18 protein-coding genes and 1 tRNA gene are annotated in these 21,274 nt (G+C 71.7%); 11 read left to right on the top strand and 8 right to left on the bottom strand.

Features of this window, described 5'->3' with window-relative positions:
• Window positions 1-364: 364 nt before the first annotated feature.
• Entirely contained in the window at window positions 365-1,117 is a 753-nt protein-coding gene (locus V5O46_RS19645) for a hypothetical protein (RefSeq protein ID WP_332885927.1), read from the bottom strand.
• Window positions 1,118-1,328: 211 nt separating this feature from the next.
• Entirely contained in the window at window positions 1,329-1,994 is a 666-nt protein-coding gene (locus V5O46_RS19650) for a bifunctional DNA primase/polymerase (RefSeq protein WP_332885928.1), read from the bottom strand.
• A gap of 699 nt (window positions 1,995-2,693) precedes the next feature.
• Between V5O46_RS19650 and V5O46_RS19655 the strand changes: the two genes are divergently transcribed.
• Both V5O46_RS19655 and V5O46_RS19660 read left to right on the top strand, forming a co-directional pair.
• Window positions 2,694-4,157, top strand: coding sequence for a PP2C family protein-serine/threonine phosphatase (locus V5O46_RS19655; RefSeq protein WP_332885929.1), 1,464 nt, complete (start codon window positions 2,694-2,696; stop codon window positions 4,155-4,157).
• A 243-nt stretch (window positions 4,158-4,400) separates the two neighbouring features.
• The gene (locus tag V5O46_RS19660; RefSeq protein ID WP_332885930.1) at window positions 4,401-5,858 is read left to right on the top strand and encodes an aminopeptidase P family protein; all 1,458 of its coding nucleotides are present in this window, start codon (window positions 4,401-4,403) and stop codon (window positions 5,856-5,858) included.
• A gap of 219 nt (window positions 5,859-6,077) precedes the next feature.
• Here V5O46_RS19660 and V5O46_RS19665 read toward each other — a convergent pair whose 3' ends face one another.
• Window positions 6,078-6,542, bottom strand: coding sequence for an ATP-binding protein (locus V5O46_RS19665; protein ID WP_332885931.1), 465 nt, complete (start codon window positions 6,540-6,542; stop codon window positions 6,078-6,080).
• Window positions 6,543-6,783: 241 nt separating this feature from the next.
• Here V5O46_RS19665 and V5O46_RS19670 point away from each other — a divergent pair, with 241 nt between their 5' ends.
• The 9 genes from V5O46_RS19670 (at window position 6,784) to V5O46_RS19710 (ending at window position 17,008) form a co-directional block, all read left to right on the top strand.
• The gene (locus V5O46_RS19670) at window positions 6,784-7,629 is read left to right on the top strand and encodes a hypothetical protein (RefSeq protein WP_332885932.1); all 846 of its coding nucleotides are present in this window, start codon (window positions 6,784-6,786) and stop codon (window positions 7,627-7,629) included.
• Between the two features lie 186 nt (window positions 7,630-7,815).
• Window positions 7,816-8,580 (top strand): YcnI family copper-binding membrane protein, encoded by a 765-nt coding sequence (locus V5O46_RS19675; protein ID WP_332885933.1) that lies wholly within the window; start codon window positions 7,816-7,818, stop codon window positions 8,578-8,580.
• A gap of 113 nt (window positions 8,581-8,693) precedes the next feature.
• Window positions 8,694-9,344: an SCO family protein gene (locus V5O46_RS19680; protein ID WP_332885934.1), complete on the top strand. Its 651-nt coding sequence runs from the start codon at window positions 8,694-8,696 to the stop codon at window positions 9,342-9,344.
• On the top strand, window positions 9,341-9,955 hold the full coding sequence (locus tag V5O46_RS19685) for a copper chaperone PCu(A)C (protein WP_408649020.1): 615 nt from the start codon (window positions 9,341-9,343) through the stop codon (window positions 9,953-9,955). Before V5O46_RS19680 ends, V5O46_RS19685 begins: the two co-directional genes overlap by 4 nt.
• Window positions 9,956-9,985: 30 nt before the next feature.
• The gene (locus tag V5O46_RS19690; RefSeq protein ID WP_332885935.1) at window positions 9,986-11,950 is read left to right on the top strand and encodes a copper resistance CopC/CopD family protein; all 1,965 of its coding nucleotides are present in this window, start codon (window positions 9,986-9,988) and stop codon (window positions 11,948-11,950) included.
• A 7-nt stretch (window positions 11,951-11,957) separates the two neighbouring features.
• Window positions 11,958-13,259: an iron uptake transporter deferrochelatase/peroxidase subunit gene (efeB, locus tag V5O46_RS19695; RefSeq protein WP_332885936.1), complete on the top strand. Its 1,302-nt coding sequence runs from the start codon at window positions 11,958-11,960 to the stop codon at window positions 13,257-13,259.
• A 128-nt stretch (window positions 13,260-13,387) separates the two neighbouring features.
• Window positions 13,388-14,320: a prephenate dehydratase gene (pheA, locus tag V5O46_RS19700; protein ID WP_332885937.1), complete on the top strand. Its 933-nt coding sequence runs from the start codon at window positions 13,388-13,390 to the stop codon at window positions 14,318-14,320.
• Between the two features lie 595 nt (window positions 14,321-14,915).
• Window positions 14,916-16,193: a serine--tRNA ligase gene (gene serS, locus V5O46_RS19705; RefSeq protein WP_332885938.1), complete on the top strand. Its 1,278-nt coding sequence runs from the start codon at window positions 14,916-14,918 to the stop codon at window positions 16,191-16,193.
• Window positions 16,190-17,008, top strand: a complete 819-nt coding sequence (locus tag V5O46_RS19710) for an HAD family hydrolase (RefSeq protein ID WP_332885939.1) — start codon at window positions 16,190-16,192, stop codon at window positions 17,006-17,008. Before serS ends, V5O46_RS19710 begins: the two co-directional genes overlap by 4 nt.
• Before the next feature lie 166 nt (window positions 17,009-17,174).
• On the opposite strand, the gene V5O46_RS19715 is transcribed toward V5O46_RS19710, so the two are convergent.
• From V5O46_RS19715 to V5O46_RS19735, 5 genes are all read right to left on the bottom strand, one after another.
• Window positions 17,175-17,280 (bottom strand) — tRNA-OTHER (locus V5O46_RS19715).
• Between the two features lie 340 nt (window positions 17,281-17,620).
• The gene (locus V5O46_RS19720) at window positions 17,621-18,340 is read right to left on the bottom strand and encodes an ABC transporter permease (RefSeq protein ID WP_332885940.1); all 720 of its coding nucleotides are present in this window, start codon (window positions 18,338-18,340) and stop codon (window positions 17,621-17,623) included.
• A 10-nt stretch (window positions 18,341-18,350) separates the two neighbouring features.
• Complete coding sequence (locus V5O46_RS19725) at window positions 18,351-19,262, bottom strand: ABC transporter ATP-binding protein (protein WP_332885941.1); 912 nt, start codon at window positions 19,260-19,262, stop codon at window positions 18,351-18,353.
• The gene (locus V5O46_RS19730; RefSeq protein WP_332885942.1) at window positions 19,259-20,176 is read right to left on the bottom strand and encodes an ABC transporter permease; all 918 of its coding nucleotides are present in this window, start codon (window positions 20,174-20,176) and stop codon (window positions 19,259-19,261) included. The genes V5O46_RS19725 and V5O46_RS19730 overlap by 4 nt, the downstream gene beginning before the upstream one ends.
• Complete coding sequence (locus V5O46_RS19735; protein ID WP_332885990.1) at window positions 20,166-21,143, bottom strand: ABC transporter ATP-binding protein; 978 nt, start codon at window positions 21,141-21,143, stop codon at window positions 20,166-20,168. Before V5O46_RS19735 ends, V5O46_RS19730 begins: the two co-directional genes overlap by 11 nt.
• Window positions 21,144-21,274 lie beyond the last annotated feature (131 nt).

Below are 21,274 nucleotides of genomic sequence, written 5' to 3' on the forward strand. Positions count from 1 at the left end.
GCATCCCCCGTCGCCAGCAACCGGGTCTTTCCATGGCGCCGAATCCACCCGCCGGAAGCACCCGGCTTCGCGCACCGGAAGGACTCGGATTCGCGCACCGGAAGCACCCGGGCACCCGGGACTCATGCACCGGAAGCACGCGGATCCACGGCCCGGAAAGAATCCGGGTCCCCGCGGCCGGCAGCCGCCGGACCCCGCGCCGGAAGCCGCCCTGGATCCCCACCGGACGGATCGCCCCGTCCCTCGCCGGGGCCCGAAGCAGCACCGGCACCGGTTCCGCGACGGAGTCCGGAGACCGTCCCGGAACCGCCTCCGGGTCCGCGCCCGCCGCCCGGCCCGGCCGCCGCCCTTCACCGCCGGTCGCTCACCGCTCATCCGCCGGTATCCACGGGCCCGTTGCCCCGGAGGGCCCGTCGCTCCCGGAGAGCCCGTCGCTCCCGGAGAGCCCGTCGCTCCCGGAGCGCAGCAGCAGCGGCCCGTACCCGGCCCGCCTCGCGAACTCCGCTACGGCCGCGTACGCCGCCGGTTCGCCGTCCGTGCGCACCCGCGGTGTCTCGCAGCTGCCCGGCCCGTCCTCGGCACCGGTCGCGCAGCGCGTCCGCAAGGTACGGTCGCCGGGCCCCATGAGACTCAGCGCGGCATCCAGTGCGGCGCCGGTCGCATTGCGGTAGTAGGTGCGCGCCCAGGTCTCCTCCCCCCGGGTCAGTACGCAGGTCTGCGCCTCGATGCCGCCGGGAGAGGTGAGTTCCGGACCGCAGCGCACGGCGGTGGCGAGTCCGGGGGCAAGCACCGGAGTTCCCGACGGGGGCAACGGCTCGCCGCGCGGGCTGCTCTCCCGCCCGTCGGCCGCGCCGTCGGGCGCAGCGCCCGCCGAGCCCTCCCACGGGGCGCTGTCCGCGTCCTCCGTCGGACCACTCCCACCCGCGCCCGCCGGAGCGTCGCCCGCACCGCCCCCCTTGCCGTCCCCGCCGCCCCGCACCGCGGAGATGTGCCCCGCCGGCTCGTCGGACCCCGCGGTCGCCATGGCGTAGGGCAGCACCACCGCGCAGGCCACGACACCCGCCAGGGCGTACAGACGGAGCCTGCGGGCATCGGGCCCGTCACAGGCCCCGGCCACGCCGTGCGCACGATGCCCGTCACGCGTGTCATGCCGGTCACGAACGCCCCGCCGGGCGCGGTGCCGCGGCGGTACGGCGCGCTGCTCCCCGCGGGGACCGGCGGCCGGGCGGTGGCCGGCGGCCGGACGAGGGGGCTCCCCAGGATGAAGCGGCATGGGGCGGACGATAACGACCCCGGCGGGTGAGGGGTTCCGCGCGCGCCCGACACCCCTACAACTCGGGCGCGCTCACACCCGTACGAGTGAGGGCGTCGACCACGGCGTCCACCACGGCCTCCACGTCGGGCACCCACGGGGAGGCGGAGCCGGGCAGCGGCGCACGCTCCCAGCGGACGGCTCCGCGGCCGGTCTCGGACGGGGGCAGAGCCAGGTAGCCGCCCTCGCCGTGGAAGCGGAGCGAACCGGGGACGAAGTCCTTGGCGTAGAGCAGTTCGCCCAGTTGCTCCATGGAGTACGGCTTGACCAGGATCGACCAGCGGGCGGACGAGGCGGCGACCGGACCGAGCCGCATACCCATGCGGTCCAGCGCGGTCAGAGCCCGGGCGGCAGGCAGAGCGGGCAGCGAGACCGCGCACGGAGCCCGGCCGCCGGTGGCCAGCACGATGGGCGCCGCCGGCCGGTTGGTCCACCACCAGCGCACCATGCGGGCGTCGGTGGTGGCCGCGAGAAGGCCGGGGTCGAAGGGATGGGCGCCTGGCACGGTGCACTCGGGGTCGGGGCAGCCGCAGCGGGCACGCCCCTGCGGGTCCGCCGCCACACCCGGGAGGACGGGCCACTGCCATTGCGTCGCGTAGGCCAGGGCCGCGCCGATCATGTCAGGCCCCCCGCCGTTGCGCCGTGACAGGAGCCTGCGTCGCCTTCCGAGGATCTCGCGCATGAGCGCTCGTTCCTTTCCGTTGCACGCCTGGCAACACCGTGGGCCGCATCACACCATGAGTCGATCACTTCGCTGTGCGTAGCTGTTGGCGCATCACACCCCCACCGAGGGAGGGGGAACCCCACGTAACCCCTCGAGGTCTCCTAGAACTGCGAGGACCCTGGGGTTCGAGCACTGACTGCGTCCGCGGCCGGCTGCCGTAACGGATGTTGCGACCGTTACCGCTGTTCCGGCCGTTACGTCCATACTGCGTCGCGCAAAAGCTCGGGCGTGGCGCGGGGTGGCGAAGTCTGGCGTTTGCCGTCCCGCGTAGTTCTCTTCGCCTCCGCCGCGGGAGGATGGGGTTCGGTCGTCGGTGGATAGGACGCCCGGTCCCCGCGCCAGGTTCCGGGCGGCCCCCAACCACCCCTGGCCTTCACCGAGTACGTACCCATCACGACCGTTGTGACGCTCCGTGGAGCACCCCCAGTCGACCGCAACAAGCCGTCCTCTAGGGCAGTTTCAAGCCAACTTTGCATTTCCGCAAGAGGTCGAGAAGGAGGTCGCTCAGACCTCACGGACACCAGGAATCCCAGCAGGACAATGCTGGACATCCCCTCACGAGTGCGTGTACATGTGGAGACACTGCTAGCGGCGCAGAATGACATGGGGGTTTGCGATGCTTTTGAGCAGTAAGCGCCGGTCGGAAAGCCGTACGCCATGAACGCCCCGCACCCTCCGAAAGTGGCCGGAATCGATTCGACGGTTCCCGCCCCCGCACACACTGTCGCGCCCGCCGCCGCGGGTGCCTCGCTTCACTCACCGCACTCCCCCGGCGCCCCGGGCGCGCTCCTCCAGGACCGCCTCGCCGGATGGGTCTCGGACCTCACGACACTGCACGAACTGACCGAGCGCCTGGCCCGCACCCACGGCCTCGCGGAAGCGCTCCAGGAACTGCTGCGCGCCGGTGCCGCCCTGGTGGGCGCCCGGCGCGGTTTCGTCGTACTGGAACCGGGCGACGGGCTCGGCCCCGACACCACCGTCGGCCTCGGCCTGGCCCGCGCCGATCTCGGCCATCTGGAGACCGTGCCGCGTGCCTGTCTGCCGTACGGACGGATCCTGGCGGGCCCGGCGGACGCCGAGGCGGGCATCGCCCAGCCCGACCTGTTCGCCGAGGAGCGGCTCGACCCCCGGCACCGCGAGGTCGCGGTCCGGCTCGGTTACGCCGCCAGCTACACCGTCCCGCTGCACACCGGGCATCCCGCGCACACCGCGCACCGATCCGAGCACGCGCAGCACGCCCAGCACATCGGGGACGCCGGGAGCGGCGACGAGCGGCTCGGTGCCGCCGTATGGCTCTACGACGAGCCGGCCGAACCGGCCGAGCGGCAGCGGCACCTCGTCGGGCTGTACGCCCGCTTCGCCGCAGAACACCTGGCCCGGCTGCTGGAGGTCGAGCGCACGCGCGCGTGTATGACGACCCTGGCCGAGGAACTGCTGCCGGCCCGCCTGCCGCGGGTCGCCGGGGTGCAGCTCGCCGCCCGGCACCGCACCGGGCCGCGCGGCGGCGGGGACTGGTTCGACGCGCTGCCGCTGCCCGACGCCGCGGTCGGGCTCGCGGTCGGCTCGGTCACCGGTTCCGGACCCAGCGCGGTCGCCGCGATGGGCCGGCTGCGCGCGTCGCTCCGGGCCTACGCGGTGATGGAGGGCGAGGACCCGGTGGCCGTCCTGTCCGACCTGGAGCTGCTGCTGCGGCTCACCGAGCCCGCCCGTTCGGCCACCGCCCTGTTCGGCTACTGCGAACCTGCCGTACGCCGGATCACCCTGGCCGGTGCCGGACACACCCCGCCGCTGCTGATCGGCGAGCGGCGCACGGAGTTCGTCGAGACCTCCGTCTCCGCACCGCTGGGCATGCTGGCCTGCTGGGAGGCGCCCAGCGTGGAGGTCCAGGCAGCAGCCGGAGAGACGGTTCTGCTGTACACCGACGGGCTGCTGCACCGCACCGGCGACTCCACCGACCGCGCCTTCGCCCGGCTGCACGCGGCAGCCGCCGGGGTACCGAGGACGGCCCGCCACGAACCGGACGCGGTCGCGGAGCATGTGCTGCGCGCGGTCCTGCCGGACGGGCTGGACCGGGCGGACAGCGAGGAGGATGTCGTGCTCCTGGCGGTCCGGTTCGAATAACGGACCGCAGGGCCGTGAGTGCCGCCGTTTCGGCCACGCCCCCGCCTGTCGCACACCTATGTAGCCTCCATAGCACCTGTGCAGCGCCCACAGCGCCTGCACGTCGCGCGTCCGGATAACGGACAGCGACCCGCACGGTACGCCACGCATCCGGCCAGGGTGCGACAGACCCTTCGGCCCTGGGCGGGCTTCCGGGCGACCGTACGATGGGGAGCGGTCCAGTGCCGTATCAAGGAGGATGACGTGGCGGAGGAGCTCCCGGCGAACCCGGAGACCGCTGAGGAAGAGCCGATCAAGCAGCGCAAGAACGGCCTGTACCCGGGCCTGTCCGACGAGCTGGCCGAGAACATGAAGTCCGGCTGGGCCGACACCGAGCTGCACGACCTCGAGCCGATCGCCCAGGCCGCCGAGACCGCCGGCCGCCGAGCCGCCCTCTCCGCGCGCTTCCCCGGCGAGCGTCTGGTCATCCCCGCGGGCAACCTCAAGACGCGCTCCAACGACACCGAGTACGCCTTCCGCGCCTCCGTCGAGTACGCCTACCTCACCGGCAACCAGACCGAGGACGGCGTCCTCGTGCTGGAGCCCGCCTCGGACGGCCACCGGGCCACGCTGTACCTGCTGCCGCGCTCCGACCGCGAGAACGGCGAGTTCTGGCTGGACGGCCAGGGCGAGCTGTGGGTCGGCCGCCGCCACTCCCTCACCGAGGCGGAGAAGCTCTACGGCATCCCGGCCTCCGACGTGCGCGAGCTGGCCGACGCGCTGCGCGAGGCCACCGGCCCGGTGCGCGTCGTGCGCGGCCACGACGCCGGGATCGAGGCCGCGCTGACCGACAAGGTCACCGCCGAGCGCGACGAGGAGTTGCGCGTCTTCCTGTCCGAGATGCGGCTGGTCAAGGACGACTTCGAGGTCGGCGAGCTGCAGAAGGCCGTCGACTCGACCGTGCGCGGCTTCGAGGACGTCGTGAAGGTCCTCGACAAGGCGGAGGCCACCAGCGAGCGGTACATCGAGGGCACGTTCTTCCTCCGCGCGCGCGTGGAGGGCAACGACATCGGCTACGGGTCCATCTGCGCCGCCGGCCCGCACGCCTGCACGCTGCACTGGGTGCGGAACGACGGCCCGGTCCGCGCCGGCGACCTGCTGCTGCTCGACGCGGGTGTGGAGACGCACACCTACTACACCGCCGACGTCACGCGCACGCTGCCGGTCAACGGCCACTACAGCGAACTGCAGAGGAAGATCTACGACGCGGTGTACGAGGCCCAGGAGGCCGGTATCGCGGCGGTCGGGCCCGGCGCCAAGTACCGCGACTTCCACGACGCCGCGCAGCGCGTGCTGGCCGAGAAGCTGGTCGAGTGGGGTCTGGTCGAGGGCCCGGTCGAGCGGGTGCTGGAGCTGGGCCTGCAGCGCCGCTGGACGCTGCACGGCACCGGGCACATGCTCGGCATGGACGTCCACGACTGCGCCGCTGCACGGACCGAGGCGTACGTGGACGGCGTCCTGGAGCCCGGCATGGTGCTCACGGTCGAGCCGGGCCTGTACTTCCAGGCCGACGACCTGACCGTGCCGGAGGAGTACCGCGGCATCGGCGTGCGGATCGAGGACGACATCCTGGTCACCGAAGGCGGCAACCGGAACCTGTCGGCCGCCCTGCCTCGGCGGTCGGACGAGGTCGAGGCCTGGATGGCCCGGCTGAAGGGCTGACACCGCAGGACGGCCCGAGGCCCGCAGGGCGTTCGGGGAGCCGCAGAGCGATCAGAGAGCCGCAGAGCACTCAGAGAGCCGCAGAGCGGATCAAAGTCCGCATGGCGGACCAATGGTCGCACTGCCGACCAATAGCCGTACAACAGCCCTGGGGCCGCAGAAAGCACGCGGAAACGACAGACCGGGGCAGGCCCCCGGCAGGACGCGCCGCCCGTGGTGTCACACCGCCACCAGCGGCGCGTCCTCTCTCCATTTGAGGATCTTGTCGAAGCTCACCACGGCCCCGCCGCTGCCCGGCTTGTTGCCGATGTGGACGTGGTCGGCGAGTTCCCGGATGAGACACAGGCCGCGGCCGTCCTCGGCGTCGGCGGCCGGGCGGTGGACCGGACCCGCCGGGCAGCCGGGCAGGTCGGCGGGAAAGCCGGGACCGGTGTCGTCGACCTCGATCCGGCAGCGCTCACCGTCCAGATAGGCAGTGACCCGGTAGGCCTTGCAGGGGCCGTCCGGTCCACCGTCCCCGCCGTGCTCGACGGCGTTGGCGCAGGCCTCGCTGAGGGCGACGGAGAGGTCGAAGGAGATGTCGGGGTCGACTCCCGCCGACTCCATCGTGCCGAGCAGCAGGCGGCGTGCCAGGGGCACGCTCGCAGCCTCGCGCCGCAGATGGAGTGACCACCAGATGCTCATGCTCCAGCCTCCCGGCCACGGCTCGACATACCGTTACGTATTGCCCCGGGTGCCTCCGCGTAAGCGCCGGTCCGGCGCAACACCGTCCGTACGGCGGATGCGCCCGCGCGGCAGTCGGTGTATGCGCGGTCTGCGTGGGCACTCCGTGGCAGGCCGCGACAGATGGTGATCTTCCGGTCGTACGGCATCTTGCGGACCTGCCGTACGGCGCCGGTCGGGCCAGTGCGATGATGAGCCCGCCATGACTGCCCCCCATCCGCCAGTGGCGCGCTCCGGACACGATCTCCGGGTCCTGCGGGCCGCGGTGTTCGCCGCGGTCTGCGTCGTGCTGGCCGCGGCCGGGCACACGCTCGCCTCCGGCGCGGGGATCCCGCTGTGGGCCCTGGGCGCGGGACTGCTCGGGGTGGCCGTGGTGGCGGCGCCGCTCGCCGGACGCGAGCGCTCGCTGCCGGGCATCGCGGCCCTGCTGGCGGCCGGACAGCTGGCGCTGCACACGCTGTTCGGGCTCGGGCAGCACGGCGGTACGGCGGTCACGGCGACGGCCCGGTCGGCCGGCTCGCTGTCCGACGCCTCGCTGATCCAGCAGGCCGCGCGGCTGATGTGCGGGACCACCGCGGCGGCGATCAGCCCGGCCCAGGCCGAGCGGATCCTGACCGATGCGCGGGTCGTCCCGGACGCCGGCGCTCAGGCGGCCCAGGCCTCCGCGGCTCCCGCCTCCGGTGCGGTGTCCCTCGCCGCGCACTCCTCCGAGTCGCTCCTGCCGTCCCTGTCGATGCTGCTCGGCCATGTCCTCGCCGCCGCCGCGGCGGGCTGGCTGCTGCGCCGCGGCGACCTGGCGCTGGCGCGGCTCGTCGAACTGTCGGCGCAATCGGCGCACGCGGTCGCCGAGGAGACCCTCGTACGCTCCCTGCGCGGGGCGCTCGCGCTGGTCCGCGCCCTGAGCTCCGGGCTTCCGGACGCCCCCGAGTGCGGCCTGCGCGGGCTGCGTACCACCCCGCTCGCACCGCCCGCGCCGCGTAACACCGCACTGCAGCACACGGTGATCCGGCGCGGTCCGCCCGCCACCGTGTTCGCCCTCGCCGCCTGACACGACGCGACACCACCGCTCCACCGCTCCGCCGCATCGCCGTTCCACGGGAGTGAACGGGGAGAGGGGCCGCCGTCGTGCGGCACGCGCGCGTGCGCTCTTGATGCACCCGCGCACCCCTGTAACCGTTCAGCACCGCCGGTGCGTCCGCACCGGCAACCCACTCGAAGCGGAGTACTCAAGCCCATGAAGGCTTCCCGTCTCGCCGCCGCCGGCGCCGTGGCCGGCACCGCCGTGCTCGTTCTGTCCTCCCCGGCGTTCGCGCACGTCACCGTGCAACCCGAGGGCACCGCCGCCCAGGGCGGCTACGCCACCGTCAACTTCAAGGTCCCCAACGAGCGGGACAACGCCTCCACCACCAAGCTGGAGATCACCTTCCCCGCGGACCACCCGCTGTCCTCGGTGATGCCCGCGCCGGTCCCCGGCTGGAAGGCGGACGTCACCAAGAGCAAGCTGGACAAGCCGATCGAGGCGCACGGCAAGAAGCTCACCGAGGCCGTCACCAAGGTCACCTGGACCGCCGACGGCAAGGGCATCGAGCCGGGCTACTTCCAGAAGTTCCCGGTCTCCGTCGGCGCGCTCCCCGAGGACACCGACGAACTGGTCTTCAAGGCGCTCCAGACGTACTCCAACGACGAGGTCGTCCGCTGGATCGAGGTGCCGCAGGAAGGCCAGGAAGAGCCCGACCATCCGGCGCCCGTGCTCGAGCTGTCCGCCGCCGAGGACGGCCACCACGGCGGTGGCTCGGACGCGAAGTCCGGCGAGGAGGCCGAGGGGGCCCACGAGGCCAAGGACGCCGAGCCCGCCGCCCAGAACACCACCACCGCCGACGCAGGCTCCTCCGACAGCACCGACACCACCGCCCGAGTCCTGGGTGTCGTCGGCATCGTCGTCGGCGCCGCGGGTGTGGCGTACGGCGTGCTCGCCGGGCGCCGACGCGGCAACGCCTGACGTTCCTCCCGTCCGGTGCGCGCCGGGCCCGAATCCGCAGTGCGGGCCCCTCGGTGTCCGCGGTTCGGCACCCCGGCGCGCACCCGCGCACCTCACATCTGGGACATTTTTCTATGCGCAAGAAGACCATCGCGGCGGCGGCCCTGCTCGCCGCCGCCTCCCTGACCCTGTCCGCCTGCGGCAGCGGTGACAGCAGCGACGATCCGGTCACCGTGGTCTCCGAGGACACCTCCCAAGAGGCGGCCACCGTCCTCGACCGGCCGTTCGAGAAGCCGGACCTGGTCCTGACCGACACCCACGGCAACTCCTACGACCTGCGCGAGCAGACCGCGGGCAAGCCGACCCTGATCTACTTCGGCTACACCCACTGCCCGGACGTCTGCCCGCTGACCATGAGCAACATCGCGGTGGCCAAGAAGGAACTGTCCCCGGCCGAGCAGGAGAAGCTGCAGGTCGTGTTCGTCTCCACCGACCCCGAGCGGGACACCCCCGAGGCGCTCGGCAAGTGGCTCAAGGGCATCGACCCCGAGTTCGTCGGTCTGACCGGTGACTTCTCCACCGTCCAGGCCGGTGCCCGCACCCTCGGCATCTCCATCGACCCGCCGGCCAAGGACAAGAACGGCAAGGTCGTCTCGCAGCACGGCACCCAGGTGATCGCCTTCTCCCCGAAGACCGACGCCGGCTATGTGATCTACGGCGAGGACGCCCAGGTCGACGACTACGCCAAGGATCTCCCCAAGCTCATCGAGGGGGCGAAGCCGTGAGCCTCCGCATCCGCCGGGCCGCCGCCCGGCCGGCCCTGCACCGCGCCCTCGCCGTGCCCGCCTCCGTCCTGGCCGGCGCCCTGATACTCGCGGCTTGCGGCTCGGACAGCTCCGGCTCCGGCTCCGGCTCCGGCTCCGGCTCCGGCGAGGATTCCCGGGCCGCCGATCTGGCGGTCAGCGCCGCCTACATGCCGCAGCCGGTCTCCGAGTCGATGGCCGCCGGGTTCCTGACCATCGCCAACGAGGGCGACGCCCAGGACGAGCTGACCTCCGTCACCAGCGACCTCGGCGAGGTGACCGTGCACGAGACGGTCGACGGGGTGATGAAGGAGGTCGACGGCCTCCCGATCCCCGCGCACGGCAAGCTCGAACTTAAGAGCGGCGGCAACCATCTGATGTTCGAGGAGCTGAAGCAGCAGCCGAAGGAGGGGCAGACGGTGTCCGTCGAACTCCACTTCGCGCACTCCGACCCCGTCACGGTCGATCTGCCGGTGAAGCCGGCCACGTACCGGCCGGACGCCGGAGACTCGGCGGGCTCGGCGCACTCCACAGACTCCGGGGAGTCGGAGCACTCCGATCGCTCGGGGAAGTCCAAGCACTCAGGGCACTGAGCGCTTCCGGTCACCCAGGGAGGGACCACCTTGACGCAGACCATCGCTCCGCGCATGCGAACCCTGGTGCTGCTGTTCCTGGCCGCGGCCTGCGCACTGCTCGCCGCGGCCGGCCCGGCCTCCGCGCATGCCGCGCTGACCGGGAGCGACCCGCAGCAGGGGGCGGTGGTCGACAAGGCCCCGGCCCAGGTGTCCGTCACCTTCTCCGAGTCGGTGTCGATGGACGCGGACTCACTGCGGGTCCTCGATCCCAAGGGCAACCGCGTCGACGACGGTGAACCGTCCGAGGCGGGCGGCACCACCTACGCCGTGAAGCTGCGCTCGGGGCTGCCCGACGGCACGTACACGGTGGCCTACCAGGTCGTGTCCGCCGACAGCCATCCCGTCGCCGGGGCCTTCACCTTCTCCATAGGCGCGCCCTCGGCGACCTCGGTCTCGGCCTCCGACCAGGTCGTCGGCGGCGGCGTCGTCGGACTGCTGTACGGATTCGGGCGGTATGTGTCGTACGCCGGCTTCATCGTGCTCGTGGGCGGCGCGGCCTTCGTGCTCGCCTGCTGGCCGCGCGGATCGGGCGTCCGGACCGTGCAGCGGCTGGTGGTCTCCGGATGGCTGGCGCTCACCGGCGCGACCCTGCTCCTGCTGCTGCTCCGCGGCTCCTACACCAGCTCCGGGAAGGTCGGCGACATCTTCGACCTGGAGCTGCTCGGCCAGGTGCTGCAGACCAAGACCGGTGCGGCCCTCGTCTCCCGGTTGCTGCTGCTCGCCGCGGCGGCGCTGTTCGTCGCCGTACTCTTCGGCGCCTACGACAAGCGCGAGGACGAGGAGAAGCGCGACCTGACCTTCGGACTCGCGGTCGGCGGGACGGTCGTCGCGGCCGGGCTGGCGGCGAGCTGGGCGATGTCCGAGCACGCCTCGACCGGGATCCAGACGGGCATCGCGATGCCGGTCGACGTCGTCCATCTACTGGCCGTCGCCGCCTGGCTCGGCGGGCTCACCGCCCTGCTCGTCGCGCTGTACCGAGCCCCCGCGGACCAGCCGGTGGAGGCATCCGCCGTACACCGCTTCTCACGGGTCGCCTTCGGCAGCGTGGTCGCGCTGGTGGCGACCGGCGTCTACCAGTCCTGGCGCCAGCTGGGCTCCTGGACGGCGTTCACCGACACCCGGTACGGCCAGCTGCTGATGGTCAAGCTCGGGCTGGTGGTGGTGCTGGTCGGCGTCGCCTATGTGTCCCGGAGGTGGACGGCCCAGCTGGCGGACGCGGTGACCGCCGCGGCGAAACAGCGGTCCAGGACTCGGGAGAAGGACCGCGCTGAGCAGCGGGAGAAGAAGCAGCAGAAAGATCAGAAGGAGCAGCGGGAGCAGACGCGGGCGAAGGTGGGGGCGGCGGCCGGTGCTGCGGGCTCCGGCGACTCCAAGCGCGCCGCGCAGCTCGCCCGGCAGCGTGCGGCGGTGGAGGCCGCCCGCCAGAAGCGGGTACGCGACTCCGATCCGCACCGCTTCGGACTCCGGCGCTCCGTGCTCGCCGAGGCCGGCGTCGCCGTCGTCCTGCTCGCCGTCACGACCGTGCTGACGCAGACCGAGCCGGGACGCACGGTGGAGGAGGCCGCGGCCGCCACCTCGTCCGACACCGCCTCGTCGACCGACACCGCCACCGGAACGCTGACGCTGGACATCCCGTTCGACACCGGCGGCGAGAACGGCAAGGGCGTCGTACGGATCGACCTCGATCCCGCCCGCGTCGGCGCCAACGACGTCCATGTCTACGCCACCCGGACGGACGGACGCCCCCTCGACCTCCCCGAGGTGAAGATCGCCTTCACTCTGGAGGCGAAGGACCTCGGGCCGCTGCCCGTCGTCCCCGACCACATCTCGACCGGCCACTGGTCGGCGAGCGGAGTGCAGATCCCCATGGCCGGTGACTGGGAGGTCGCCGCGACCGTGCGCAGCTCCGACGTCGACCAGGTGACCGTCTCCAAGAACGCGCAGATCGGCTGATTCGCACATGGCTGACCAGTCCATTCCGCAGGCCCGTAGCACCCGCGAGGCGGGCACCGGCGTCCAGGGCCCCGTACAGGCGCTCGCGCCGGCGGGCATCTCACGGCGGCGGCTGCTCGGCACCGCCGGCGCCACCGGCCTCGTGCTCGGGGCGGCGGGCGCGGCCACGGGATATGCGGCCGCCCCCTCCGGCGCCACCCCGCTCACCTCGCTCGGTACGGGGCAGGCGATGTTTCACGGGAAACATCAGCCGGGAATCACCGACCCGATGCAGTCGTGCGGCCATCTCGTCGCCTTCGACCTGGCGGCGGGTGCCGGACGCAAGGAGGCGACGGCCCTGCTGCGCCGCTGGTCCGACACGGCCCGGCGGTTGATGGCGGGCGATCCGGCCGGGTCCGACGACACCGATGTGGCCCGGGACGCCGGGCCCTCCTCCCTCACCGTGACCTTCGGCTTCGGCCACGGCTTCTTCGGCCGGACCGGCCTGGAGAAGCAGCGGCCGACCGCGCTGGACCCACTGCCCGACTTCTCCTCCGACCGACTCGACAAGGCCCGTAGCAACGGCGACCTGTGGGTGCAGATCGGCGCGAACGACGCTCTGGTCGCCTTCCACGCCCTCCGCGCGATCCAGAAGGACGCCAGGTCGGCGGCCCGGGTCCGCTGGCAGATGAACGGCTTCAACCGCTCCCCTGGTGCCACCGCCCACCCGATGACGGCCCGCAACCTCATGGGCCAGGTGGACGGCACCCGCAACCCCAAGCCGGCCGACGCCGACTTCGACGAGCGGATCTTCGTGCCCGGGCCGGGCGAGGGGGACCCCGCGTGGATGGCCAACGGCTCCTACGCCGTGGTACGCCGCATCCGCATGCTGCTGGACGACTGGGAGAAGCTGTCGGCAAGGGCGCAGGAGGACGTCATCGGGCGCCGCAAGTCCGACGGGGCACCGCTGTCCGGGGGCGGCGAGACGACCGAGATGGACCTGGAGAAGACCGACGACACCGGGACACTGGCCGTCCCCGTCAACGCCCACGCCCGGATCACCCGCCCCGACCAGAACGGCGGCGCGGCGATGCTCCGGCGGCCCTTCTCCTACCACGACGGCTACGACGCGGACGGCGTGCCCGACGCCGGTCTGCTGTTCATCTGCTGGCAGGCCGATCCGCTGCGCGGCTTCGTGCCGGTACAGCGCAAGCTGGACCGGGGGGACGCGCTGTCGGAGTTCATCCGCCACGAGGCCAGCGGACTGTTCGCAGTGCCGGGTGGCGCGGCGGAGGGGGAGTACGTCGGGCAGCGGCTGCTGGAGAGCTGACCGCCGGACCGGCCCGCCCCTCGCGGTACCCGCCGGCGGCGGTCCGGCTCCCGGCGTTCCCGGTTCCCCTGGGAGGGCTGCGGTGAGACGCGAGGGACGGGATTCCGCGGGCGCATTAGGGTGAGGTCATGCCAGCCAGTTACGCGTATCTCGGCCCCGAGGGCACCTTCACCGAAGTCGCCCTGCGCACGCTTCCCGAGGCAGCGACCCGGGAACTGGTCCCGTACGTGTCGGTCCAGTCCGCGCTCGACGCCGTGCGGGACGGCGAGGCCGAGGCCGCGTTCGTACCGATCGAGAACTCCGTCGAGGGCGGTATCACCACCACCCTCGACGAGCTGGTCGCCGGCCGACCGCTGATGATCTACCGCGAGGTGCTGCTGTCGATCACCTTCGCACTGCTGGTCCGCCCCGGCACCAGGCTGTCGGACATCAAGACGGTCACCGCCCATCCGGCGGCCCAGCCCCAGGTGCGCAACTGGCTGAAGGCACATCTTCCGGACGCCGCCTGGGAGTCGGCCGCCTCCAACGCCGACGGCGCCCGCCTGGTCCAGGAGGGCCGGTACGACGCCGCCTTCGCCGGCGAGTTCGCCGCCTCCCGGTACGGCCTCGTGCCGCTGGAGACCGGGATCCACGACGCGGAGAACGCCCAGACACGCTTTGTGCTGGTGGGCCGCCCCGCTCGACCGGCGGCGCCGACCGGTGCCGACAAGACGTCCGTGGTGCTGTGGCAGCGCGACGACCACCCCGGCGGGCTACGCGATCTGCTCGGCGAGTTCGCCACCCGCGGCATCAACCTGATGCTGCTCCAGTCCCGCCCCACCGGCGCCGGAATCGGCAACTACTGCTTCTGCATCGACGCCGAGGGACATATCTCCGACCGCCGGGTGGCCGACGCCCTGGCGGGGCTGAAGCGGATCTGTCTCCAGGTGCGGTACCTCGGGTCCTATCCGCGTGCGGACCTGAAGCCGGGCGATGCGGATGCGCCGCGGCAGGACACCTCGGACGAGGCGTTCGCGGCGGCGGCGGACTGGGTCGGGCGCTGTCAGGACGGGCGTTTCTGAGCCGCTGCCAGGACGGTCGATTCCGAGCCGTCGTACGGTCGTATCGGCCGATCGTCGTTGTCCACAGAAGTTATCCACAGGTCCGCTTCTCGATCTGGGGACAAGTCGACAGCGAAGCATGATTCAGTCGACAAATCGCCCTACAAGCCCCGTCTCCGCCCTCCGTGCCGCAAGTCACCCTTCGTCCACCTGTTTCTCGCCCGCCATCCCCCGGAGTGACCCGTTTCCACTCGAACGTGGGTGTGCGGGAGGTTTCCATCGGGAATTCTTCGCCCGCAGAACCCATTGGGAATGATCAATTCCGGAATCCACAGATCTTTCGCACAGCCTGTGGATAACTTTCCGGAACTGTGGATCCCTGTGGACAACCAATCCCCAAGTCCCGTTCCCCGCAAGGAAATCCGGTCAATGCGCACCCTCCCACATGCCCCGTTCCAGGGAATGAGACGCCGTCAATTGACAGGCGGAGGATCCGGTGGATCAGGAGGGAGCACAAGCCGCAATTGCCTCATAACGGAAGGTGAGCACGGCAGTGGCACGGCAGTGGCGAATAGTGAGTCGAGGGCCGTCAGCGGGCACCGGTAGCCTTGACCGCGTGATTGACCTTCGCCTGCTCCGTGAGGACCCCGACCGAGTGCGCGCCTCCCAGCGCGCCCGTGGAGAGGATGTCGCCCTCGTCGACGCTCTCCTCTCCGCCGACGAACGGCGCAGGTCGTCCGGCGTCCGCTTCGACGAGCTGCGCGTCGAGCAGAAGGGCCTCGGCAAGCTCATCGGCAAGGCCACCGGCGACGAGAAGGCTCAGCTGCTCGAGCGGGCGAGCCAGCTCGCCGCCGACGTCAAGGCGGCCGACGCCGAGCGCGACGCCGCCGACGCCGAGACCCAGGAACTGCTGCTGCGCCTCGGCAACCTCGTCCACCCCGACGTCCCCGTCGGCGGCGAGGAGGACTTCGTCACGCTGGAGACGCACGGCACGCGCCGCGACTTCGCCACCGAGGGCTTCGAGCCCAGGGACCATCTGGAGCTCGGCCAGCTGCTCGGCGCCATCGACGTGGAGCGCGGGGCCAAGGTCTCCGGCTCCCGCTTCTACTTCCTGACCGGCGTCGGCGCCCTGCTGGAGCTGGCCCTGGTCAACGCGGCGATGGCGCAGGCCACCGAGGCCGGCTTCACCCCGATGCTCACCCCGGCGCTGGTACGCCCGCAGTCGATGGCCGGCACCGGCTTCCTCGGCCAGGCCGCGCAGGATGTCTACCACTTCGACAAGGACGACCTCTATCTGGTCGGCACGTCCGAGGTGCCGCTCGCCGCATACCACATGGACGAGATCATCGATGCCTCCCGGCTGCCGCTGCGCTACGCCGGGTTCTCGCCCTGCTTCCGCCGCGAGGCCGGTTCGCACGGCAAGGACACCCGGGGCATCTTCCGCGTCCACCAGTTCGACAAGGTCGAGATGTTCTCCTACGTCGCCCCGGAGGACTCTCAGGCCGAGCACCAGCGGCTGCTGGAGTGGGAGAAGCAGTGGCTGACCTCGCTGGAGCTGCCCTTCCGAGTGATCGACGTCGCCACCGGTGACCTGGGCGCCTCGGCCTCGCGCAAGTTCGACTGCGAGGCGTGGATCCCGACCCAGGGCAAGTACCGCGAGCTGACCTCGACCTCGGACTGCACCGAGTTCCAGTCCCGCCGGCTGTCGATCCGGGTGCGCGAGGACAAGAAGGTGCGCCCGCTGGCCACGCTCAACGGCACGCTGTGCGCGGTGCCGCGCACCATCGTCGCCCTCTTGGAGAACCACCAGCAGGCCGACGGCTCGGTGCGCGTGCCCGAGGTGCTGCGCCCGTACCTGGGCGGCCGGGAGGTCCTGGAGCCGGTGGCCAAGTGAGCGGCACCTCTTCCGGCGCGGATCTGCCCTACCGGCTGATCGCGACCGACCTCGACGGCACGCTGCTGCGCACCGACGACACCGTCTCGAGGCGCACCCGTGACGCGCTCACCACGGCCACCTCGGCGGGCGCCGCCCATATCGTCGTCACCGGCCGCGGGGTCCCCTGGACCCGGCACATCCTCGACGATCTCGGCTACGAGGGTCTGGCCGTCTGCGGTCAGGGTGCGCAGGTGTACCACGCCGGGGAGCACCGGCTGCTCACCTCGGTCACGCTGGACCGCCAGCTGGCGGGGTTGGCGCTGGCCAAGATCGAGGCGGAGACCGGCCCGCTGTATCTGGCGGCCAGCCGCGACGGCCTGGACGGCGAGGTCCTGGTCGGGCCCGGCTACGAGGTCGCGGGCAATCTGCAGGCGACCCCTTTCACGGACGCCTCGGACCTGTGGTCCGCGCCGCTGAACAAGATCTATATCCAGCATCCGGCGCTGTCGGACGATGCACTGGCCGAGGTGGCCCGCCGGACCGCGGGCGGCTTCGTCACGGTCACCATGGCGGGCGCGGGCATCGTCGAGCTCCTTCCGCTCGGGCTGTCCAAGGCCACCGGGCTGTCGCTGGCGGCCCGGCGGCTCGGGCTGAAGGCCGCGGACACCATCGCCTTCGGCGACATGCCCAACGACATCCCGATGTTCGCCTGGGCCTCCCACGGCGTGGCCATGGCCAATGCCCATGCCGAGCTGCGGGCGGTGGCGGACGAGGTCACGTCCTCGAACGACGAGGACGGCATCGCGGTGGTGCTGGAGCGACTGCTCGGCTGAGCCGGCCGTCCCGGACACCGCAGTGGTCCTCGTGGCTTTCCGTGGGTCTCGGGTGTCGGCCGGGGGCTGCTGGTTCCTGATGCCGACCGGGGCCGGTGGTTCGAGATGCCGGCCGGGGGCCGGTGGTTCGGTATGGCGTCGGGACGGCGGGGTTTTCCGATGTCGGCGGAGGATGCACGGATCGAACGTGCGCGGGCTTTCCAGGCCCGACCTCGGCTCGCCTCTGCTGCGTCACAGCGCAAGCCGGTGCCTTACCGCTCGGCCAATCCTCCGGGTGGGCGGCCCACGCGGGCGCGGTGCACCGCGTGCTCGAAGCGGCCGCCCCGGGCAGCTCCCCGTGCGGGGCGGGCTCTACGGAGGGGTGGTGGCTACTCCGGAGCCCGCCGCGGGCTGCCCTGTCGGGAGCCGGACGTACTGTCGTGCATGGACATCGCCCGGGCTCCTCTCCCAGTACACGGCGCCGCCTCACTCCCGGCGGCGCGTACGACAACCAGTCTGCGGGGCGCCGGAGTTCGGCGCCACCGATTAATCCACCGCGGCGCCGGTGGCGGGTCCACCGGGCGCACTCGGTGTGATCCACCGGAGGACCGGCAGGGGCCCGCCGGCCCCGTCTCACTCCTCTCCGGCGAGTGTCAGCGAGCGAAGTTTCTGGCCGGCGTACCAGGTGGCCAGCACCGTGACCGCCGCCAGCAGCACTGTCGCGGTGGTCAGACCCACGTCCGAGGTCACCAGGTTGCCGTCGCCGACCTTCTGTGCGACCGCCAGCGACCACTGCTGGACGCTGAGGGTGCGCGCGCCGGGGACCAGGGAGCCGAACAGGGCCTCCCAGACGAGGGCGTAGACCAGCCCGAACACCACGGCGTGCCGGGACACCGTGCCCAGCAGCAGGAACAGCGCGGCGTAGGCGATGGAGGCGACCAGCGCGGCGACGGTGTAGGCGACGGCGACCTGCTGGCCGTTGCCGTTCAGGATCAGCCCCGCGATCATGGTCGGACCGGCGGAGAAGACCATCGTCACGGCGACGGCGACGATCAGCTTGGTGAAGATGATCGTCGGCCGCTTGACCGGCTTGGACAGCAGATACACCACCGAGCCGTCGTCGATCTCCGGGCCGATGGCCCCGGTGCCGGCGATGACGCCGATGATCGGCACCATGGTGGCGAGCGCGAACCCGCCCAGCACATCGGCCGCCGTCTGGTCGTCGGCTCCGGACAGACCGCGCACCGCCACGGCGATGACGAGCAGCAGCAGGGGCAGCGCGCCCAGGATGAGCGCCCGGCGACGGCCGAGCAGGGCCCGGAAGGTGAGCCGGGCGACTGTGGGGTCGTACATCTTCGGCCTCCTACGCCGCGACCAGATACGAGAAGACGGACTCGAGGGACTCGTCGGACGGCGAGACCGTGAGCAGGCGGATGCCGTGCTCCTTGGCGACTCTCGGCAGCAGGGCCGTGAACCGGCCGAAGTCCACCGCCTGGATGCGCAGCGCTCCCTCGGTCAGGTCGACCTCGATACCGGATGTCGACGGGTCGGCGATCAGCGCCGCCGCGAGCGTCCGGTCGTCGCTGGAGCGGACCAGATAGCGGTGCGGCCGGTCGGTCATCAGGCGGCGGATCTTGCGGAAGTCGCCGCTGGCCGCGTGCCGTCCGGCGACCACGACCTCGATGTGCCGGGCGAGCTGCTCGACCTCCTCGAGGATGTGGGAGGAGAACAGCACGGTGCGGCCCTCGTCGCCCATGCGGCGCAGCAGATCCATCAGCTGCATGCGCTGGCGCGGGTCCATGCCGTTGAACGGCTCGTCCAGCAGGAGCAGCGAGGGGTCGTGGACCAGGGCGGAGGCCATCTTGACACGCTGCCGCATGCCCTTGGAGTAGGTGGCGATCTTGCGGTCCTGCGCGTACTCCATCTCGACCGTGGCGAGCGCCTTCTGGGCCGCCGTGGCGCCCAGCCCGTGCAGTTCGGCGTTGGCGAGGACGAACTCGCGGCCGGTGAGGAAGTCGTACATCGCCTCTCGTTCGGGGACGATGCCGATGTGCCGGTAGATGTCCTCGTTGCGCCAGACCTGCCGGCCGTCGAGGGTGACGGTGCCGGTGGAGGGGGCCAGGAAGCCGCCCATCATATTGATGAGGGTGGACTTGCCGGCGCCGTTGGGGCCGAGGAGGCCGGTGACGCCGGGGCCGATGGTCATGGTGATGTCGTTGACGGCGACCACGTTGCCGAACCAGCGGGAGACGTGGTCGATGCTCAGCGTGGTCACAGTCCCACCTTCTTGTAGCGGCGCGTCAGCAGGCCGTAGCTGCCGGCGATCAGGCCCAGGGTGACGAGGACGTAGACCACGCCCTCCGCGTTGCTCGGGCCGGCCCCGCCGGGGAAGGCGGACACGGCGCCGAGGTAGGCGGACTGCACGCCGTCGATCAGGGTGATCGGCGAGAACAGTCCGATCCAGGCGATGGAGCCGGAGCTGTCCTGCACCTCCGCGATGGCCTGGAGGGTGGAGACGGCGCCGTAGCTGATGGTCAGCACGGCGATGACGGCGGCGATTCCGAACCCCCGGCGCGGGGTGACGGAGGCGATCACCAGGCCGATTCCGGCGAAGAGCAGTGAGAGCAGTGCCACGGAGACGAGTCCCTGTGCGAATCCCTTGGTCTGGTCCGCGAAGTCGAGCTTGGCGAGCAGCGCGCCCACGTAGAGGACCAGCAGGGGGGCGGCGGTGAGGACGAACAGTGCCGAGGCCAGGGCCGCGTACTTGGCGCGCACGTAGTCGGCGGTCTCGATGGGCCGCGAGAAGTACAGCGGTACGGTCTTGAAGCGCAGGTCGCGGGAGACCGACTGGGGTGCCTGGGAGGCGATGTACAGGCTGATGACGGCCTGCATGACGATCGCGTAGCGGGTGTAGTCGACCGGCAGGTCGTTGGCCTTGGTGGCGACGGCGACGGCGACCATGATGGCCGCCGGCACGCACATCACCACGAACAGCAGCATCGGCAGCACCTTCGACTTGACCGAGCGGCCGAGGCCGTAGGAGCCCCGCAGGGACTGCGAGAAGAGCGAGCGGCGGGCGTAGGCGCGGCCGAGGCGGGGGCCGTCGTAGCTGCGGTACCCGATGTTGTGGATGCGGGTCTGGTCGCCCGGGGCCGGGACCGGGGGATGCAGGGAATGCTCAGCTGCCATGGCCGACCGCCTCCTTCGGTGCTGCCTCGCTCTGCTCCGCGTCGCTGTCCTTGAAGACCTCCGCGATGTGGTGCCGGCGCTGCTCCATGCGCACCAGGCCGAGGCCGAGGTCGGCGATGATGTCGCGGACCAGGTCGTAGGTCTGGTCGCCCTGTGCGGTGAGCAGCAGTACATGGCCCGCTCCGGGCAGTCCGCTGCCGTCCTGGACGGTCACCCCGCGCCCGTGGAGCGCCTCGCGCATCGCCCGGGTGCCGTCCGGGTGTTCGTCGGTGTCGGTGACCTCGACGGCGAGGGTGGTGGTGGTCTGGGTGAAGTCGGTGGTGGAGCTGGAGCGGAGCAGCTTGCCGCCGTCGACGACGACGACGTGGTCGCAGGTGCGTTCCAGCTCGCCCAGCAGGTGGGAGGTGACCAGGACCGAGATCCCGAAGTCCGTGTGGACGCGGCGGATCAGGCCGAGCATCTCGTCGCGGCCGACGGGGTCGAGGCCGTTGGTCGGCTCGTCGAGGAAGACCAGCTGCGGGTCGTGGACGAGGGCCTGGGCGAGTTTGACCCGCTGCTTCATGCCGGTGGAGTAGCCGCCGATGGGGCGGTAGCGCTCCTCGTAGAGGCCGACGTGGCGCAGGGTGTCCGCGGTGCGCTCGCGGGCGGCGGTGGGGGGCAGGCCGGACATGCGCGCCATGTGGACGACGAACTCGGTGGCCGAGACATCGGGGGGCAGGCAGTCGTGCTCCGGCATGTAGCCGACCCGCTCGCGGATCTCGGCGCCCCTGGTGGCGACGTCGAGGCCGAGCACCTCGGCGCGGCCCTCGGTGGCGGGGGACAGGCCCAGCAGAATCTTGATGAGCGTGGACTTGCCGGCTCCGTTGGCTCCGACGAGTCCGGTCACACCGGGCCCGACGTCCACGGAGAGCCGGTCGAGTGCGGTCACCCGGGGGAACCGCTTGCTCAGGCTTTCGGTCGCGATCACAGTCACGTCTTCGACCATAGTGACGCGGACCACGCCGGTCGTCAGACCCCAGAGCCGTCTTGGCGTCGTACTCGAGTCGTACGGGACCTTAGGGGACGCAGTTCCTGAGAGCTACGGCGGCGATGTACCCG

It is taken from the genome of Streptomyces poriticola, from assembly GCF_036689765.1.
Taxonomy (GTDB): domain Bacteria; phylum Actinomycetota; class Actinomycetes; order Streptomycetales; family Streptomycetaceae; genus Streptomyces; species Streptomyces poriticola.

Excerpts from the sequence above, each read along its gene's own strand:
- V5O46_RS19670 (WP_332885932.1), top strand. The coding sequence starts at position 6,784 with ATGACTGCCCCCCATCCGCCAGTGGCGCGCTCCGGACACGATCTCCGG.
- V5O46_RS19720 (WP_332885940.1), bottom strand. The coding sequence starts at position 18,340 with ATGTACGACCCCACAGTCGCCCGGCTCACCTTCCGGGCCCTGCTCGGC.
- V5O46_RS19665 (WP_332885931.1), bottom strand. The coding sequence starts at position 6,542 with ATGAGCATCTGGTGGTCACTCCATCTGCGGCGCGAGGCTGCGAGCGTG.
- pheA (WP_332885937.1), top strand. The coding sequence starts at position 13,388 with ATGCCAGCCAGTTACGCGTATCTCGGCCCCGAGGGCACCTTCACCGAA.
- V5O46_RS19730 (WP_332885942.1), bottom strand. The coding sequence starts at position 20,176 with ATGGCAGCTGAGCATTCCCTGCATCCCCCGGTCCCGGCCCCGGGCGAC.
- V5O46_RS19680 (WP_332885934.1), top strand. The coding sequence starts at position 8,694 with ATGCGCAAGAAGACCATCGCGGCGGCGGCCCTGCTCGCCGCCGCCTCC.
- V5O46_RS19655 (WP_332885929.1), top strand. The coding sequence starts at position 2,694 with ATGAACGCCCCGCACCCTCCGAAAGTGGCCGGAATCGATTCGACGGTT.
- V5O46_RS19675 (WP_332885933.1), top strand. The coding sequence starts at position 7,816 with ATGAAGGCTTCCCGTCTCGCCGCCGCCGGCGCCGTGGCCGGCACCGCC.
- efeB (WP_332885936.1), top strand. The coding sequence starts at position 11,958 with ATGGCTGACCAGTCCATTCCGCAGGCCCGTAGCACCCGCGAGGCGGGC.
- V5O46_RS19650 (WP_332885928.1), bottom strand. The coding sequence starts at position 1,994 with ATGCGCGAGATCCTCGGAAGGCGACGCAGGCTCCTGTCACGGCGCAAC.